This window comes from Streptomyces sp. NPDC054813 (assembly GCF_053611365.1).
The window spans coordinates 356,581-373,529 of the sequence record NZ_JBSHAF010000004.1; the positions used below are offsets into that span (position 1 = coordinate 356,581).

Here is a 16,949-nt window from a genome sequence, read left to right on the forward strand (position 1 = left end):
GCCCCTCCTCATGTCGCGGCGGCCCGTCACCGGCCCGCTCTCCTACTGCCCGCTGACGCCCGGGCGCAGTTCGTCGCGCACCTCGCCTGCGACGCGGTCGAGCAGGTCGGCGTACGCGGCGATCATCCGGGTACGGCTGAACCGCTCGCGGCTCGCCAGCAGCGCCGGTGCGAACGCGTCCCGCTCGGCCACCGCCGCCGACCACGCGAAGGCGATCGCGTCGGGGTCGAAGGGCGTCACGAGACCGTGCCCCTCCACGATCGACGCGCTGTCGCCGACGTCGGTCGTCACCGGTACCGCGCCGCACATCATGCCCTCGATCAGGCACAGCGGTGCCGCCTCGCCGGAGACGGAGGTGAGGGCGACGACGTCGGAGCCGGCGTAGACGGCCTCCATGTCGTGCCGTACGCCCAGCAGGTGCACGCGGTCGCCGAGGGCGGCCCGGTCGGCGCCGAAGGCGATCTCCATGTCGGCCCAGAGGGCGGGGTTGTCCTCGGTCATCCCGGCGCCGCACATGACCACGTGCCCCCCGCCCTCACGGGCCAGCCACGCCCGGGCCGCCCGCAGGAAGAGCGGCACGTTCTTCATGCCCGCGTACCGGGCGGCGAAGACGACGACGGGGGCGGTGGCCGGGATCCCGGCGGACTCGCGGAACGCGAGGCGCACCGCCGCGTCCGGGCGGAAGCGGAGCAGGTCGACCCCGTTCGGGATGACGTGCAGCAGCTCACCGGGGATGCCGGCCGCCTGGTACGCGTCCCGCGTCGACTCGGCGCAGCACACGCACGCCACGACCTTGCCCTCGGCGATGGCGGTCTTCAGCTCGTCCAGCGCCGGGCCCTGGTTCTCCGGGTCGGACCGGTGCAGGCAGACGACGACGGGGCGGCGGGGCAGCCCGGCCTGGTTGAGGAGCGCGAGCGGCTGCTCCTTCAGGGAGAGGATGACGTCCGCGCCGGCCATCGCCCGCGCGGTATCGGCCAGCTCGGGCCCGCTGAAAACCGACGCCGCGACCGTGCCGTCGACGAGACCCGCGGTACGGCCGAGGGAGGTGACGTCGATGCCGCCGGCGGTGAGCGCGCGGTAGCAGGCGTCGTCCTCCATCCGTTGCGTGGTGGCTTCCCGGTGGACCTCACCGTGCAGACTCAACACGCGATGCCACTGCTGACCGCCCTCGACGAGGCCCAGCAGCACATCACTGTGCACGATCCGGGCTCCCCCGGAGAAAAAACCCTCGTAGACCGAGAGCACACGAAGTCCGAGCCGAGCGCCCACACGACCACCTGCCTTGCACCAGATCGAGCCATCCCCGGGAACCGCGGGTTAGCCGATATGAGGCGGTACGGACGTTTCATTCGGATGAACGGTATGTCTCGTATCGGAGTCCGATTCATTTACACGGCGGGTACCGGGACCGTCACTCGCGGCATCGTCCGACCACCCTCGTTGTCACCCTTCTGACCTGCGGTTTTACGGGACCCTGGCGGGGCGGCGGGAGGCATGGGGCCGACCCGGTCGACGGCAAAAAATCGGCAAGCGCGCCACCCGAACGTACGACGGTGTCAGCGGCGGCCGCGGCGGGTGTTGAGCCGGGCGGCCTGACGGGTCAGGTGGTCGCGTTCGGCGAGGTCGGTCGCCTTCCGGGCCGCCTCGGCGTACAGCCGTGCCGCGGTCGGCAGGTCGCCGTCGCGCTCGTGGAGGTAGGCGGCGACCGCGGTGTGCCGGGGCAGGGCGGCGTCGAGCGCCGCGAGCGCGGCCAGGCCGGCGCGCGGTCCGTCGGCCTCGCCCACGGCGACCGCGCGGTTGAGCCGGACGACCGGGCTGTCGGTCAGGCGCGCGAGTTCGTCGTACCACTCGACGATCTGCACCCAGTCGGTCTCCTCCGCGGTGGGCGCGTCCGCGTGCAGGGCGGCGACGGCGGCCTGGGCCTGGAACTCGCCGAGGCGGTCGCGGGCGAGGGCAGCCTGGAGGATCACGACGCCCTCGGCAATCAGGCGGGTGTCCCAGCGGCTCCGGTCCTGTTCGGCGAGCGGCACCAGACTGCCGTCGGGCGCGGTGCGGGCGGCACGGCGGGCGTGGTGGAGCAGCATGAGGGCGAGCAGGCCCGCCACCTCGGGGTGGTCGATCGAGGCGGCGAGTTGCCGGGTGAGCCGGATGGCCTCGGCGGCGAGGTCGACGTCGCCGGAGTAGCCCTCGTTGAAGACCAGGTAGAGGACGCGCAGCACGGTGGCGACATCGCCGGGCCGGTCGAAGCGCACGCCGGAGACGGTGCGCTTGGCCCGGCTGATGCGCTGGGCCATCGTCGCCTCCGGCACCAGGTAGGCCTGGGCGATCTGCCGGGTGGTGAGCCCGCCGACGGCGCGCAGCGTGAGCGCGACCGCCGACGACGGGGTCAGTGACGGGTGGGCGCACAGGAAGTACAGCTGGAGCGTGTCGTCCACCGCCGGCGCCGGCCCGGGCCCCGGCTCCTCCTCGACCAGGTCCTCGCGCCGGCGGCGGGCGGTGTCCGCCCGGGTCGCGTCGAGGAACCTGCGCCAGGCCACGGTGACCAGCCAGCCCTTCGCGTCGCGCGGCGGGTCGGCGGGCCACACGCGGACCGCCTCGACGAGTGCGTCCTGTACGGCGTCCTCGGCCGCCGCGAAATCGGCTCCGCGGCGGACGAGGGTCCCGAGCACGCCCGGCGTGAGGCTCCGGAGCAGAGCCTCGTTCACTTCCGGGGTCATTCCGTGACGGTGGGCCGCACGCCGTAGAACGGGCGCAGCTCCAGCCACTCGTGGATCGGCTTGCCCCCGGCCCCGGGGGCGGCCGACAACTCCCCCGCCAGCTCGACGGCACGCTGGTAGCTGTCGACGTCGATGATCATCCAGCCGGCGATGAGGTCCTTGGTCTCCGCGAACGGTCCGTCGGTGACCGGCGGACGCCCCTCACCGCCGTACTGGACGAACGTCCCCTCCGGAGCCAGCGCCTGGCTGTCGACGAACTCGCCGCTCTTCTCCAGCCGCGCCGCGAAGTCGTTCATGTACTGCAGGTGGGCCGAGATCTCCTCGGGCGTCCACTGGTCCATGGGCACGTCGTTGACCGATGCCGGGGCGCCTCGGTAGTGCTTCAGCAGCAGGTACTTGGCCATGATGGTTCTCCTCGGTGCTCGTGCGACCCATTGTGGCCGCGCTCACCCCTGGGACGGAGCCGACCGGGCGTTCTCGACATCGCCGCCGGATCTTTTTTCCGGGGCGCTCGCACAGGGCGCTCAGTCCCCGCAGAACTCCGCGTCCAGGACCGTGCCCGGGTCGCCCGTCCAGTCGCCGTTGAAGTTCACGGCCAGGGCGTGGCGGCCGTCGGCGGTGGTGCCCGCCGTGGAGGTGGAGCCGTGGATGCCGCCGTCGTTGCCCCAGACCTGGACGCCGCAGGAGAGGGTGTGCTCGATCAGGCCGAGGCCGTAGGTGCTGTTGGGGTCGCCGGGGACGGGGACCGTGCTCTTCATCTCCTTCAGCTGGTGCGCGGGGAGGAGGCGGCCGCGCAGCAGGGCCTCGTAGAAGCGGGTCAGGTCGGCGGAGGTGGAGATCATCTCGCCGGCCGAGGAGGCCATCGAGGGGTTGAGGGTGGTGACGTCGTAGGTGGGGCCGGCCGGGTCGGTCAGTTTCGAGTAGGCGCGGCTGCTCGGGCGCGGGAGGGTGGTGCGGGTGCCGGGAAGGGACGTGCCGGTCAGGTGGAGCGGCTCGATGACCCGGTTCGTGATCTCCTGAGCGTACGAGCGGCCCGTCACCGCCTTGATCACCATGCCGGCCAGGACGTAGTTCGTGTTGGAGTAGGACCAGCTCGTCCCCGGTGCGAACGCGGGCTTGTGCTTCATCGCGATTCCCACCAGGTCGGCGGGTGTCAGGGTGTCGTAGCGGTGCCGGAAGAAGCCGTCCTTCAGGAAGTACGCGCGGCCGAACTCCTCGTCCGCCGTGTAGTTGAAGATGCCGCTGGTGTGGTCGAGGAGCTGGCGGACGGTGACGCGGCGGCCGTCGTTGCCGTGGCCGCGGACCACTCCGGGCAGCCACTTGTCCACCGTGTCGTCCAGGGACAGGCGGCCCTCCGCCTCCAGTTGGAGCAGGACCGTGGAGACGAAGGTCTTCGTGAGGCTGCCGACCCGGTAGTGGTCGGACGCGGAACGCGGGGCGCCGGTGCGGGTGTCGCCCACCCCGGCCGTCGTCGACCAGGTGCCGTGCGGGTCACGGGCCGTGGCGGTCACCCCGGGCACGCCGGCCGCGACCGCGGCCCGCACCGCCTTGCGGGTGGCCTGGTGGCCGGCGGCGGGTGCCGCCACCGCCGGTGCCACCAGTGCCGCCGACAGGGCCAGTGCCGCGGCCGCCACCAGTGTCGTACGTACGTACATGTCTCTCCCCAGTTGGGTCACCGGTCGAGTCGACGCGGTCGTCGGACTCGGTCGGGGGAAGGGACACCGTCGTGATCGGCGAGGTTGCCCGCTGTGGGCCGGTCGGGTGAGTTTCAGCCCTTCTTGAGGACCAGCTCCGTGTTCCGGTCCGCCGGGTCGCCGCCCAGGACCTTGCTGGAACCGGGGGCGTTGAAGGCCAGTTCGCGGTAGAGGGCCGCGAGGCCGGTCTGGGAGAGGTCGGAGAAGTCCGTGCGGTGCGGGGCCGCGGACTCGATCAGCGTGGTGAAGAGGGAGACCGTGCCGTCCTTGTTGTCCACCAGCTCCACGACCCGGGCCAGCTGCGGGTAGTCCACGTGCGAGGCGGTGGTGATCTCCCAGAAGGAGTTGCCGTTCGAGGCCTTGTGCGGGGTGATGAGGTTGCGGTGGATGTGGCCGTTCACCCAGGCGAGCACATTGGCATGCCGGTTGAGGAGGGTGACCAGCTCGGCGCCCGAGTGGCGGCGGTCGCTCGGGTGGGCCGGGTCGGGGCGGGTGTTGGTCATCGTCTGGCTGGTGTGGTGGCTGAAGACGACCGCGTAGGAGTCCTTGTTCTCCCGCAGGGTCCGCTCCAGCCAGGCCAGTTGGACCGAGCCGATCGATCCGTCGTAGTGGCCGCCGGCGTCCGTCGTGTCGAGGCTGATGCCGATGACGTCGTCGGAGATACGGAAGGCGTAGTACTGGGTGCCCGCGGCCAGGTTCGCGGAGGAGTAGCCGTGCCCGACCGGGCCGAGGCCCTGGTAGGCCGGGTCCAGGTGGGCCTTGAGGTAGTCCGACGCCGTGTAGGGGGCGCGCTTCTCGTCTGCCGTGACCGAGCGCATCGACCGGGCGTGGGCCTTCAGGAAGTCGCGGTAGCCGCTGCCCTTGGGGTCCTGGGCGTTGCGGATGGAGTCCTGGAGCTTCCTGGCCTCGGCGTCGGTCACCGTCATCAGCTTCTTGCCGGCGATCGCGGCCGCCGCCAGGTAGGGGTCGGCGTGGGAGCCGAAGCAGCCGAGCGGCAGCGCGTCGTGGTTGCCGACGGTGGAGTACCAGGGGAGGTTGAGACCGGGGCTGTTCACCTCGCGGATCGCGGCAGCCAGGAAGCCCGCCAGGTGCGGGAAGCCGAGCGCCTTGTCGCCGTCGCGGACGGTGGAGCTCGCCTGCCAGTACAGCTTCAGACCGCTGTTCTGCACGCCCTCGTAGTGCTTGGGGTCACCGGTGTTGGGGGTGATCCGGCCGCCGCTCATCACCTTCATGAACCACTCCAGCTCGGAGTGGGCGTTGTTGTCGGTGTTGTCGCCCGTCGTCATCACGAAGTGCAGCGGGGAGCCGGTGACGGGGGCGCCGCGCAGCGCGTTCACGCGCTCGACGAGGGAGATGGCGCCGGGCACGGTGAGCGCCTCGTGGGGGCGCCAGGCGTGCGGGTCGTGGGCGCGCAGGTATTCCAGGCGCAGCGGGTGCTGGACGTCCATCAGATGCAGGTCGGTGAACTGCACGAACGCGGCCAGGGCGGTACGGCGGCCGGCCCGGCCGGACTTGGCGGCGGCCAGGTCGGAGCGGAGCACGCGCGACCAGCCGGCGCCGTCCCCGAGCCGCCGGTAGCCGGAGCCGCTGCGGGGCGCGGCGACGGAGGCGAGGGTGGTGCCCTTGGTGTACGGCGCGAGGGGCGCCGCGGCGGCCTCGCGGCCCTCGGCGACCGGCTGCGGCTCGTCGGTCGCGGCGGGCGCGGCCTGGCTGTCGGTGGGGCGCAGGGCGTAGCCGACGCCCGCGGAGAGCGAGACGGCTCCGGCGGCGGCGAGCACGGTACGACGGTTGATCTCCAGTGCCTCGCGGCCCTTCTGGGCCGCGGAGGTGGCGACTGAGCGTATGCGCGACATGGCGCGGTCTCCCCGAGTGCGAACGCGTCCGACAGTGGTCGCGGGCGATCGCTTCCGCGAACTTCCCGCTCACTCTGGATCGTTGGCACCGGGGATGGCCTGCGCGTGAACGCGGCGGCAACGCGCAACGCCGATCACCGTACGTGGATCAGGTGAGGTGGGGACCGGTCATGGAGCGGATTGCGGGCGGCCGGGGGCCGGTTACTCCGCGTTCATCTGCCGGGGAAGGGGAGGGTCTTTGGCGCTTACGACTGCGACGACTGCTCCGGTGCAAACCGCCCCGCCGCCGGCCGCTCCCGCCACAGCCGCAGCGCGACGTCGACCAGCCGGATGTGCCGGAGGCCGGGTACGGCGTCCAGGTCGTGCCAGGCGGCCATGTCGGTGGAGCCGTTCACCTCGTTCCTCAGCTCGCCGCCGACGATCTCCCCGGTATAGATGATCCGCACGCCGTGGTGGTCGGTGGGGAGGCGCAGCGGGCCCTCGGCGGCGAAGTGCCGCCGGAAGGAGTCGATGCCCAGCAGTCCGGTCACCTCGATGCGGTAGCCGGTCTCCTCCATGAGCTCGCGGCGGACCGTGTCGTACGGGTCCTCGCCATGCTCCATGCCGCCGCCGGGCAGGACCCACTCGGGTACGCCGTCGTCGTCGGGCGACCGGGCCAGCAGGATCTGTCCGTCACGGACGCACACGGCGTAGGCCGCCACCCTCAGCTTCTCGCGCACATCGGCACGGTAGGGGGCGTGAGGGCCGGCGGCCAACGGATTTCCTTTCACGGCAAGGACACAGATAGGGGGTTTTCCCCATACGTTCATATCGATTCGGTCAACGTTCCCAAAAGACCGTTCCCTTGGGGAAAGCTGTGCGCCTACGTGCCGGTTCTTGACCAGGTTCCGGCCGCTCCATGCTCGTTCCTTTACCTACAAGGGATGCAGATGACCCTCAGCCCCCAGCACGACCCGATACCGGGCCACAGACGCATGGGCCGCATAGCCCTGGCCGTCGGTGTCGTGGCCGCGCTCTCCGCCGCCGGGCCGATACCCCTGGCCGCCGCCGCGACGCCGGGCCCGGCCGCCACCGCCACCGCGGACGCCAAGTCGGCCCATGACAAGCTCGGTTCGGACGACGCCGAACTGCTCGCCGAGGCCAAGGCCGACGGCACCAAGAACGTCACGATGATGATCGCGACCGCACCGGGGCAGACCGCGCAGGTCGCCCGGGAGCTGGACGGCGTCAAGGGCGGCTCGGTGGGCCGTACGTACGACAAGCTCGGCTATGTCCGCGCCACCGTCCCCACCGGCCGGGCGGACTCGGCGATCGCCGCCGCCGCGAAGCTGTCCTCGGTGCACGCGATCGACCTGCGCCAGGAGATCCAGCTCGACGACCCGGCGGTGTCGGACACCGCCAAGTCGGCCAAGGCCGCGAAGACCTACCCGGCACCGGGGAAGAACACCCCCGCCGAGAACCCCTACAACCCCTCCTTCGAGACGGGCGCCGTCGACTTCGTCAAGGACCACCCGAAGGCGGACGGCCGGGGCATCACGATCGGCATCCTGGACTCCGGTGTCGACCTCGGCCACCCGGCGCTGCAGAAGACCACCACGGGCGAGCGGAAGATCGTCGACTGGGTGACCTCGACCGACCCGATCGTCGACAGCGACCAGACCTGGCGGCCCATGGTCACCGCCGTGTCCGGGCCGAGCTTCAGCTACGGAGGCAAGACCTGGACGGCGCCCGCCGGGTCGTACCAGGTCAGCACCTTCAAGGAGTCGTACACCACGGGCGGCGACGCGGCCGGTGACGCCAACCGGGACGGGGACACCACCGACAGCTGGGGCGTGCTCTACGACCCGGCGGCCGGCACGGTCACCGTCGACCTGAACAACAACAACGACTTCTCCGACGACACGCCGATGAAGCCGTACAAGGACGGCTACCAGGTCGGCTACTTCGGCACCGACAACCCGGCGACCGACGTCGTCGAGCGGCAGCCGTTCGTCGTGCAGATCCGCAAGGACGTCCCCATGGACCCGTTCGGCGGGGACTGGGTCGGCAAGACGGCCGACTTCGTCAACATCGGGGTCATCGAGTCCGAGCACGGCACCCACGTCGCCGGCATCACCGCCGCCAACGGCCTGTTCGGCGGCAAGATGAACGGCGCGGCTCCGGGCGCGAAGATCGTCTCCTCCCGGGCCTGCACCTGGACCGGCGGCTGCACCAACGTCGCCCTCACCGAGGGCATGATCGACCTGGTCGCCAACCGGGGCGTCGACATCGTCAACATGTCGATCGGCGGCCTCCCGGCCCTGAACGACGGCAACAACGCGCGCGCCGAGCTCTACACCCGGCTCATCGACACCTACGGCGTGCAGCTGGTGATCTCCGCGGGCAACTCCGGCCCGGGCGCGAACACCATCGGTGACCCGGGACTCGCCGACAAGGTCATCTCGGTCGGCGCGGGCATCTCCAAGGACACCTGGGCCGCCAACTACGGCTCCCAGGTGACCACGAAGTACCAGCTGCTGCCCTTCTCCTCGCGCGGTCCGCGTGAGGACGGCGGCTTCACGCCGACGCTGGTCGCCCCCGGCGCCGCGATCAACACCACCCAGACCTGGCTGCCGGGCTCCCCGGTCGCCGAGGCGGGCTACTCGCTGCCGGCCGGCTACTCCATGCTCCAGGGCACCTCGATGGCGTCCCCGCAGGCTGCCGGAGCCTCCGCGCTGCTGCTGTCGGCGGCGAAGGAGAAGGGGATCAGCCTCTCCCCCGCCGACCTGCGCACCGCCCTCACCTCGACCGCCCACCACATCAAGGACGTGCAGGCGTACGAGGAGGGCGCGGGCCGCATCGACATCGTCGACGCGTGGGACGCCATCCGCGACCACGCCACCGCCCACGACGCTGTGCCTAATAACTACGCCGTCAAGGCGCCCGTCGACACCGCGATCGACTACGCGCTGAAGACCCCGGGCTACGGCACCGGCCTGTACGACCGCGAGGGCGGCCTGAAGGCCGGGCAGAAGAAGACGTACGACGTCACCATCACCCGGACCTCCGGCTCGGACAAGGCGGTCCGGCACGAGCTGCACTTCGAGAACAACGCCGGGCACACCTTCAAGATCCTCGGCTCCGACGAGGTGAAGCTGCCGCTGAACCAGCCGGTGACGGTCAAGGTGCAGGCGCGGGCGAAGAGTTCGGGCATCAAGTCCGCGATCCTCGAAGTCGACGACCCGAAGACCGAGGGCGTCGACAAGCAGATCCTGACGACGGTCGTGGTGTCGGCACCCGTCCACTACACCTGGGCCGCGTCCGGTTCGGTGCAGCGCAACAGCTCCACGTCGTACTTCGTGACCGTGCCCGAGGGCGCCAAGTCGCTGGAGGTCGCGATGAGCGGGCTGGCCGCCAAGAGCCAGACGCGGTTCATCTCCATCCACCCGTACGGCGTCCCGGTCGAGGACACCGGCACCCCGTACTGCTACAACAACTACCTCGCCGGCAACGGCTGCAAGCCGGACGTCCGCTCCTACGCCGACCCGCAGGCCGGGGTCTGGGAGATCGAGGTCGAGGCGCGCCGCACCTCGCCGCTGCTCGACAACCCCTACCACCTGGACGCCACCGTGCTCGGCGCGGCCTTCGACCCGGAGACCGTGACCCTGCCCGAGGCCAAGGCCGGCGTCCCGGTCGACGCGTCCTGGAAGGTGACCAACAAGTTCGCCGCGCTCGACGGCAAGCTGGTCGGCGGCCCGCTCGGCTCCTCGAAGACGACCCGTCCCTCGATCAAGGAGGGCGAGGTCCAGACCACCACGGTGACCGTGCCGGCGGGTGCGCAGTCGCTGGACGTGGCGATCGGCAGCGTCTCCGACACCGCCGCCGACCTCGACCTGGCGGTGTTCGACGCGTCCGGCAAGCAGGTCGGGCTGTCTGCCGACGGCGACTCGGAGGAAGCGGTGTCCATCGCCTCGCCGGCCGCCGGCACCTACACCGTCGAGGTCACCGGCTACTCGGTCCCGTCGGGCACCACCGACTACGACTACCGGGACGTGTTCTTCTCCGCCGCGCTCGGCACGGTCGCAGTCGACGGATCGACGCCGGTCAAGCTCGGCACGGGTGCCTCGGCCACGGTGACCGGCCGGGTCACGGCGGCCACGGCGGCCCCCGAGGGACGTGAGTTCTTCGGCCGGGTCCAGCTGGTCAACGCGCGCGGCACGGTCGCGGGCATCGGCAGCGTGAAGATCGAGAAGGTCACGCAGTAGCGGTAACCGCCGCGGTGCCGGGGCGGGCGTCCTGCGGGGCGCCCGCCCCTTCTCACTTCCGGCAGCTCAGGGTGCGCGACTCGGGCAGGTCGTGGACGATCCAGGACCGCTCCGGGGCGATCTCCGCCTCGCCGACCGCGTACCGGTCGGGCTCCTGCTGTCCGGCCGTGACGCCGACGAGGAGGCGGGCGCCGGTGCGGATCCGTGGGTCGGCGCCCGCCGCGAAGAGGACATCGACCTCCTCACCGGTCTTCGCCGGTTTGTAGGCGTGGGTCACCTTGAGGGTGACGCGTTCCCCGCCGCCCTGCGGGAGCCGGCGCACACCGGTCACCGTGCCCTCGACGACCAGCCGGGCACAGGCCAGGTAGCGGGCGCCGCCCAGGGCCTCCTTGCCCGGCACACCCACCGACGCGCTGCCGGCCGCGCTGTCGGCGCTGCTGTCGGACGCCTTGCCGTCGACGCCGTTCGCCGTGAGCCAGCCGATACCGAAAACGGCCGAGACGAACCCGGCGGCGAGGGCACCGACCAGGCCGAGCGAGCGGACATGGGGGTGCTGCCAGAGGCGGGGACGCGGCCGGGGCTTCGGCCGGGGCCGGGGTTCCGGGCGCGGCTGCTCGGCCAGGGCGTCCCCGATGCTCCCGAGCTGCGCACGCAACAGCGCCACGTCGGCGGCGGCGGCCCGATGCTCGGCCATGAAACCGGGGTCGGCACGCTGCCCGTCGGAGAGCGGCTCGTCCAGGAGCACGGCGAGCAGAGCGTCGGCATCACCCGCGGCACCACCGGAGAACCCGTGCTGCGCCTCGCCCCGGCCGTACCCGTCGTGGCGGCCGTGGTCGTCGTCCCGGACCTCGCCGTCGTAGCCGTCGTGTTCGGCGGGCATGGTCACACCACCTCGTCCTCGTGCAGGCGGGCGCGCAGGGCGCGTACCGCCGTGTGCAGCCGGCTCTTTACCGTGCCCTCGGGGATGCCGAGTTCCTCGGCTATGCCGCGCACCGGCAGGTCGGCGTAGAAACGCAGGACGAGGACCTGGCGCTGGGCGTCCGGCAGTTCGTCCAGGCCGCGGGCGACGGCGACGGAAAGCAGGCTGCTGTCCTCGCCGGAGGTGTGGTCGGGGATGCGGAGAGCGGCCAGGCGTTCGCCGAGGCGTTCCTGGCGGCGCTTGGCGCGGTGCCAGTCCATGGCGAGGTTGGAGGCGACCACCGCCGCCCACGCCGAGACGTCCCGCGGTGCCTCCCGGCCGCTCGCGGCCCGCTCCAGCAGCCGCAGACGTACCTGCTGTACCCCGTCCAGCAGGTCCGCCTGCGGTACGCCGCCCAGCGCGAGCACCGCCCGTACCCGGCGCTCCTGGTCCGCGTCCAGGGGATCACCGTGCTGGTCCCCCTGGGCCCGGCGGGCCTTTCTGCGCAGCACAACCCACCCCCCTCACCGCGTTTCCCCTACGACGCCGCAGCCCCCGGAAACGTTCGGACGGCTCCCGGAAATCTTTTCCGAGGCGTACGTCACACCGGCGCGCCACGCAGCACAGCTTGCGGCACGAAGGCCACGGAGAGGTAATTTCTGCAGCTCAGCATGGGTGCCGACGGGAGTTCCACAGGCCGTGAGGTCCGTTCGGCGGGTATGGCGGGCAAAGAATTGGACAGGCTGACCCGGGTCGGCCGCATGATGGAAAGGCCGAAGACACACGTCACCGTATGCAGAGGGAGTCACCGTGAGGGTCGGAATCGTCGGAGCCACCGGTCAGGTCGGCACGGTCATGCGCAGGATCCTCACGGAGCGCGACTTCCCGGTCACCGAGCTGCGGCTGTTCGCCTCGGCCCGCTCCGCCGGGACCGTGCTGGACGGCGTGACCGTGGAGGACGCGGCGACCGCCGACTACACCGGCCTGGACATCGTGCTGTTCTCGGCGGGCGGGGCCACCTCCAGGGCGCTCGCGGAGCACGTCGCCGCCCAGGGTGCCGTGGTCATCGACAACTCCTCCGCCTGGCGCAAGGACCCCGCGGTCCCGCTGGTCGTCTCCGAGGTCAACCCGCACGCGATCGCCGACCGCCCCAAGGGCATCATCGCCAACCCGAACTGCACCACGATGGCCGCGATGCCGGTCCTGAAGGTGCTGGACGCGGAGGCGGGCCTTCAGGCGCTGGTCGCCACCACGTACCAGGCGGTGTCCGGCTCCGGTCTGGCGGGCGTCGCGGAGCTGCACGGGCAGGTGCAGAAGGTCGCCGCCGACGCGGACAAGCTCACCCACGACGGCGCGGCGGTCGACTTCCCCGAGCCGCAGGTCTACAAGCGGCCCATCGCCTTCAACGTCCTCCCCTTCGCCGGCAACCTCGTCGACGACGGTCTGAACGAGACCGACGAGGAGCAGAAGCTGCGCCACGAGTCCCGCAAGATCCTGGAACTTCCCGAGCTGAAGGTCTCCGGCACCTGCGTCCGCGTCCCGGTGTTCTCCGGCCACTCCCTCCAGGTCAACGCCCGGTTCGCCCGCCCGATCAGCCCCGAGCGGGCCACCGAGCTGCTCGCGGACGCCCCGGGTGTCGAGCTCTCCGACATCCCGACCCCGCTGCAGGCGGCCGGTCAGGACCCGTCGTACGTCGGCCGGATCCGCCGTGACGAGACGGTGGACAACGGGCTCGCGCTGTTCATCTCCAACGACAACCTCCGCAAGGGGGCCGCGCTGAACGCCGTGCAGATCGCGGAGCTGGTGGCGGAAGAGCTGTCGGCGAAGTAGGGGGGCCGGGCGCCTCAGGGGGTGCCGGCATCTGCCGTCGGGCGGGTGCGGCACCGTCCTGGCTGGTCGCGCAGTTCCCCGCGCCCCTTACGGGGCGCCGGTGATCACGTTCGTCGTCCAGGGGAGAGCCACCACACATGAGCAACACTCAGCCGTCGTGCGTTACGTCACGCGTTCTCGACGGCAAGGTCGCCATGATCACCGGGGCGTCCAGCGGGATCGGGGCGGCCGCCGCGCGGCTGTTCGCGCGGGAGGGTGCGTCCGTCGTGCTGACGGCCCGGCGCGCGGACCGGCTGCGGGAGCTGGCCGAGGAGATCGGCGGCGGCCGGGCCCTGGCCGTACCGGCGGACGTGGCCTCGGCCGAGGACGTCGAGCGGGTCGTCCGTACGGCCGTCGCCACCTTCGGCCGCCTGGACTGCGCCTTCAACAACGCCGGGTTCGGCACCGCCGGCACCGAGCTGCACGAGACCGGTCAGGACGTCTACGAGCAGACCATGGACGTCAATGTGCGCGGGGTCTGGAACTGCCTGCGCTTCCAGATCCCCGAGATGCTCGGGTCCGGCGGCGGCACGATCGTCAACACGTCGAGTGTCGCGGGGCAGCGGGCGACCGGGGCGTCGGCGGCGTACGTGGCCGCCAAGCACGCCGTCCTCGGGCTCACCCGGGCCGCCGCGGCCGAGTACGCGCAGCGCGGCATCCGCGTCAACGCGCTGGTGGTGGGCAGCACCCGCACCGAGATGATGGACCGGGCCGTGCGGACGCTGCCGGAGCTGCGGGAGCGGTTCGAGGGCGAGACCCTGCAGAAGCGGATGGCCGGCCCCGCCGAGGTCGCCGAGGCCGCGCTGTGGCTGTGCAGCGACCGCTCCTCCTTCGTCACCGGCGCGGCGATGCCGGTCGACGGCGGCACGACCGCCGCCTGACGCCTCCCGTCCGGGCGATCTCTGGGGTTTTCCCTCGTCGCCCGGGGCCGGGCTGCCATGGAAGGATGGCGCAACCCACACATAACGAGGAGATGACCGCGTGCCTGGCACAAACCTGACTCGCGAAGAGGCACAGCAGCGGGCGAAGCTGCTCACCGTTGACTCGTACGAGATCGATCTCGACCTCTCCGGCGCGCAGGAGGGCGGTACCTACCGGTCCGTGACCACGGTGCGCTTCGACGTCGCCGAAGCAGGCGCCGCTTCCTTCATCGACCTGGTGGCCCCGGCGGTCCACGAGGTCACCCTGAACGGCGACCCGCTGGATGCCGCCGAGGTCTTCGAGGACTCCCGGATCGCACTGCCGGGCCTGCTGGCGGGCCGTAACGTCCTGCGGGTCGTGGCCGACTGCGCCTACACCAACACCGGCGAGGGCCTGCACCGGTTCGTCGACCCGGTCGACGAGCAGGCCTACCTCTACACCCAGTTCGAGGTGCCGGACGCGCGCCGGGTCTTCGCCAGCTTCGAGCAGCCGGACCTCAAGGCGACCTTCCAGTTCACGGTGAAGGCGCCGAGCGGCTGGACCGTCATCTCCAACTCGCCGACGCCCGAGCCCAAGGACGACATCTGGGTCTTCGAGCCGACGCCGCGCATCTCGTCGTACATCACCGCGCTGATCGTCGGCCCGTACCACTCCGTGCACAGCGTGTACGAGAAGGACGGGCAGAGCGTGCCGCTCGGCATCTACTGCCGGCCCTCGCTCGCCGAGTTCCTGGACTCGGACGCGATCTTCGAGGTGACCCGGCAGGGCTTCGACTGGTTCCAGGACAAGTTCGACTACGCGTACCCGTTCAAGAAGTACGACCAGCTGTTCGTGCCCGAGTTCAACGCGGGCGCGATGGAGAACGCGGGCGCGGTGACCATCCGCGACCAGTACGTCTTCCGGTCCAAGGTGACCGACGCGGCGTACGAGACGCGGGCCGAGACCATCCTGCACGAGCTGGCCCACATGTGGTTCGGCGACCTGGTCACCATGGAGTGGTGGAACGACCTGTGGCTGAACGAGTCGTTCGCCACCTACACCTCCATCGCCTGCCAGGCGTACGCGCCCGGCTCGCGCTGGCCGCACTCGTGGACGACGTTCGCCAACTCCATGAAGACCTGGGCGTACCGGCAGGACCAGCTGCCCTCCACGCACCCGATCATGGCCGAGATCCGCGACCTGGACGACGTCCTCGTCAACTTCGACGGCATCACCTACGCCAAGGGCGCCTCCGTCCTGAAGCAGCTCGTCGCCTACGTCGGCATGGACGAGTTCTTCACCGGCGTGCAGGCCTACTTCAAGCGGCACGCGTACGGCAACACGCGCCTGTCCGACCTGCTGGGCGCCCTGGAGGAGACCTCCGGGCGTGACCTGAGCACCTGGTCGAAGAAGTGGCTGCAGACCGCGGGCATCAACATCCTGCGCCCGGAGGTCGAGACGGACGCCGACGGTGTCGTCACCTCCTTCGCCATCCGCCAGGAGGCCCCGGCGCTGCCCGCCGGTGCCAAGGGCGAACCGATCCTGCGCCCGCACCGGATCGCGATCGGCCTGTACGACCTGGACGAGACGAGCGGCAAGCTGGTCCGCACCGACCGCATCGAGCTGGACGTGGACGGCGAGCTGACCGCCGTACCGCAGCTGGCCGGCCGCCGCCGTCCGGCGGTGTTCCTGCTCAACGACGACGACCTGTCGTACGCGAAGGTCCGCCTGGACGAGCGGTCGCTGCAGTTCGTGACGGAGCACCTGGGCGACTTCGAGTCCTCCCTGCCCCGCGCGCTGTGCTGGGCGTCGGCCTGGGACATGACCCGCGACGCCGAACTGCCCGCCCGCGAGTACCTGTCCCTGGTGCTGGCCGGTATCGGCAAGGAGTCCGACATCGGTGTCGTGCAGTCGCTGCACCGCCAGGTGAAGCTGGCCGTCGAGCTGTACGCCGACCCGACCGCCCGCGAGGCCCTGCTCACCCGCTGGACCGACGCCACCCTCGCTCATCTGCGGTCCGCCGCCCCGGCGAGCGACCACCAGCTGGCCTGGGCCCGCGCGTTCGCGACGACCGCCCGCACCCCGGAGCAGCTGGACCTCCTGGACAGCCTGCTGGAGGGCACCCACACGATCGAGGGCCTGGCCGTCGACACCGACCTGCGCTGGGCGTTCGTGGAGCGGCTGGCGGCGGTCGGCCGGTTCGACGAGGCGGAGATCGCGGGCGAGTACGAGCGGGACAAGACCGCCGCCGGCGAGCGCCACGCGGCCACCGCCCGGGCCGCCCGTCCGACCGAGGAGGCGAAGGCCGAGGCGTGGGCGTCGGTCATCGACTCCGACAAGCTGCCGAACGCCGTGCAGGAGGCGGTGATCGGCGGCTTCGTCCAGACCGACCAGCGTGAGCTGCTGGCGCCGTACACGGACCGGTACTTCGAGGTCCTGAAGTCAGTGTGGGACACCCGCTCCCACGAGATCGCCCAGCAGATCGCGATCGGCCTCTACCCGGCCCTCCAGGTCTCCGAGGAGACCGTCACCAAGACGGACACCTGGCTGGCCGCGGCCCAGCCGAACGCGGCCCTGGCCCGGCTCGTCTCGGAGTCCCGCGCGGGCGTCGAGCGCGCCCTGCGGGCCCAGGCGGCGGACGCTGCGGCCGAGTAGCCGACGGTACGACGAAGGGGGGGGGCCCGGGGGCCTGCCCCCCGGCCCCCCCGACGCCTGGAGCGAGGGCGGGGCCCGGTGACCGGGTGTACCCGGGGGCCGGTGGCCCCCGCACGTGG

12 protein-coding genes are annotated in these 16,949 nt (G+C 71.4%); 4 read left to right on the forward strand and 8 right to left on the reverse strand.

The features are described 5' to 3' along the window. Positions 1-42: 42 nt before the first annotated feature. The 6 genes from ACWGJB_RS10095 to ACWGJB_RS10120 form a co-directional block, all read right to left on the reverse strand. The gene (locus ACWGJB_RS10095; RefSeq protein WP_453379861.1) at positions 43-1,245 is read right to left on the reverse strand and encodes a glycosyltransferase; all 1,203 of its coding nucleotides are present in this window, start codon (positions 1,243-1,245) and stop codon (positions 43-45) included. Between the two features lie 311 nt (positions 1,246-1,556). Beyond that, positions 1,557-2,705 carry an RNA polymerase sigma factor gene (locus tag ACWGJB_RS10100; protein WP_453379862.1) on the reverse strand — a complete coding sequence of 383 codons (1,149 nt, stop codon included), beginning with the start codon at positions 2,703-2,705 and terminating at the stop codon, positions 1,557-1,559. 8 nt (positions 2,706-2,713) lie between these two features. Next, complete coding sequence (locus ACWGJB_RS10105) at positions 2,714-3,121, reverse strand: YciI family protein (protein ID WP_453379714.1); 408 nt, start codon at positions 3,119-3,121, stop codon at positions 2,714-2,716. 120 nt (positions 3,122-3,241) lie between these two features. Further along, positions 3,242-4,372, reverse strand: a complete 1,131-nt coding sequence (locus ACWGJB_RS10110; RefSeq protein WP_453379715.1) for a serine hydrolase domain-containing protein — start codon at positions 4,370-4,372, stop codon at positions 3,242-3,244. 113 nt (positions 4,373-4,485) lie between these two features. Continuing rightward, on the reverse strand, positions 4,486-6,264 hold the full coding sequence (locus ACWGJB_RS10115) for a TIGR03767 family metallophosphoesterase (protein WP_453379716.1): 1,779 nt from the start codon (positions 6,262-6,264) through the stop codon (positions 4,486-4,488). A 245-nt stretch (positions 6,265-6,509) separates the two neighbouring features. After that, positions 6,510-6,983, reverse strand: a complete 474-nt coding sequence (locus ACWGJB_RS10120; protein WP_453379717.1) for an NUDIX hydrolase — start codon at positions 6,981-6,983, stop codon at positions 6,510-6,512. Positions 6,984-7,193: 210 nt separating this feature from the next. Here ACWGJB_RS10120 and ACWGJB_RS10125 point away from each other — a divergent pair, with 210 nt between their 5' ends. After that, entirely contained in the window at positions 7,194-10,508 is a 3,315-nt protein-coding gene (locus tag ACWGJB_RS10125) for a S8 family serine peptidase (protein ID WP_453379718.1), read from the forward strand. A 52-nt stretch (positions 10,509-10,560) separates the two neighbouring features. Here ACWGJB_RS10125 and ACWGJB_RS10130 read toward each other — a convergent pair whose 3' ends face one another. After that, positions 10,561-11,388, reverse strand: a complete 828-nt coding sequence (locus tag ACWGJB_RS10130; protein ID WP_453379719.1) for a hypothetical protein — start codon at positions 11,386-11,388, stop codon at positions 10,561-10,563. A gap of 2 nt (positions 11,389-11,390) precedes the next feature. Next, entirely contained in the window at positions 11,391-11,918 is a 528-nt protein-coding gene (locus tag ACWGJB_RS10135) for an RNA polymerase sigma factor (protein ID WP_453379720.1), read from the reverse strand. Between the two features lie 298 nt (positions 11,919-12,216). On the opposite strand from ACWGJB_RS10135, the gene ACWGJB_RS10140 reads away from it, so the two are divergent. From ACWGJB_RS10140 to pepN, 3 genes are all read left to right on the forward strand, one after another. Then, positions 12,217-13,236: an aspartate-semialdehyde dehydrogenase gene (locus tag ACWGJB_RS10140; protein WP_453379721.1), complete on the forward strand. Its 1,020-nt coding sequence runs from the start codon at positions 12,217-12,219 to the stop codon at positions 13,234-13,236. Positions 13,237-13,373: 137 nt separating this feature from the next. After that, complete coding sequence (locus ACWGJB_RS10145; protein WP_453379722.1) at positions 13,374-14,156, forward strand: SDR family NAD(P)-dependent oxidoreductase; 783 nt, start codon at positions 13,374-13,376, stop codon at positions 14,154-14,156. Positions 14,157-14,256: 100 nt separating this feature from the next. After that, positions 14,257-16,830: an aminopeptidase N gene (gene pepN, locus ACWGJB_RS10150; protein ID WP_453379723.1), complete on the forward strand. Its 2,574-nt coding sequence runs from the start codon at positions 14,257-14,259 to the stop codon at positions 16,828-16,830. Positions 16,831-16,949 lie beyond the last annotated feature (119 nt).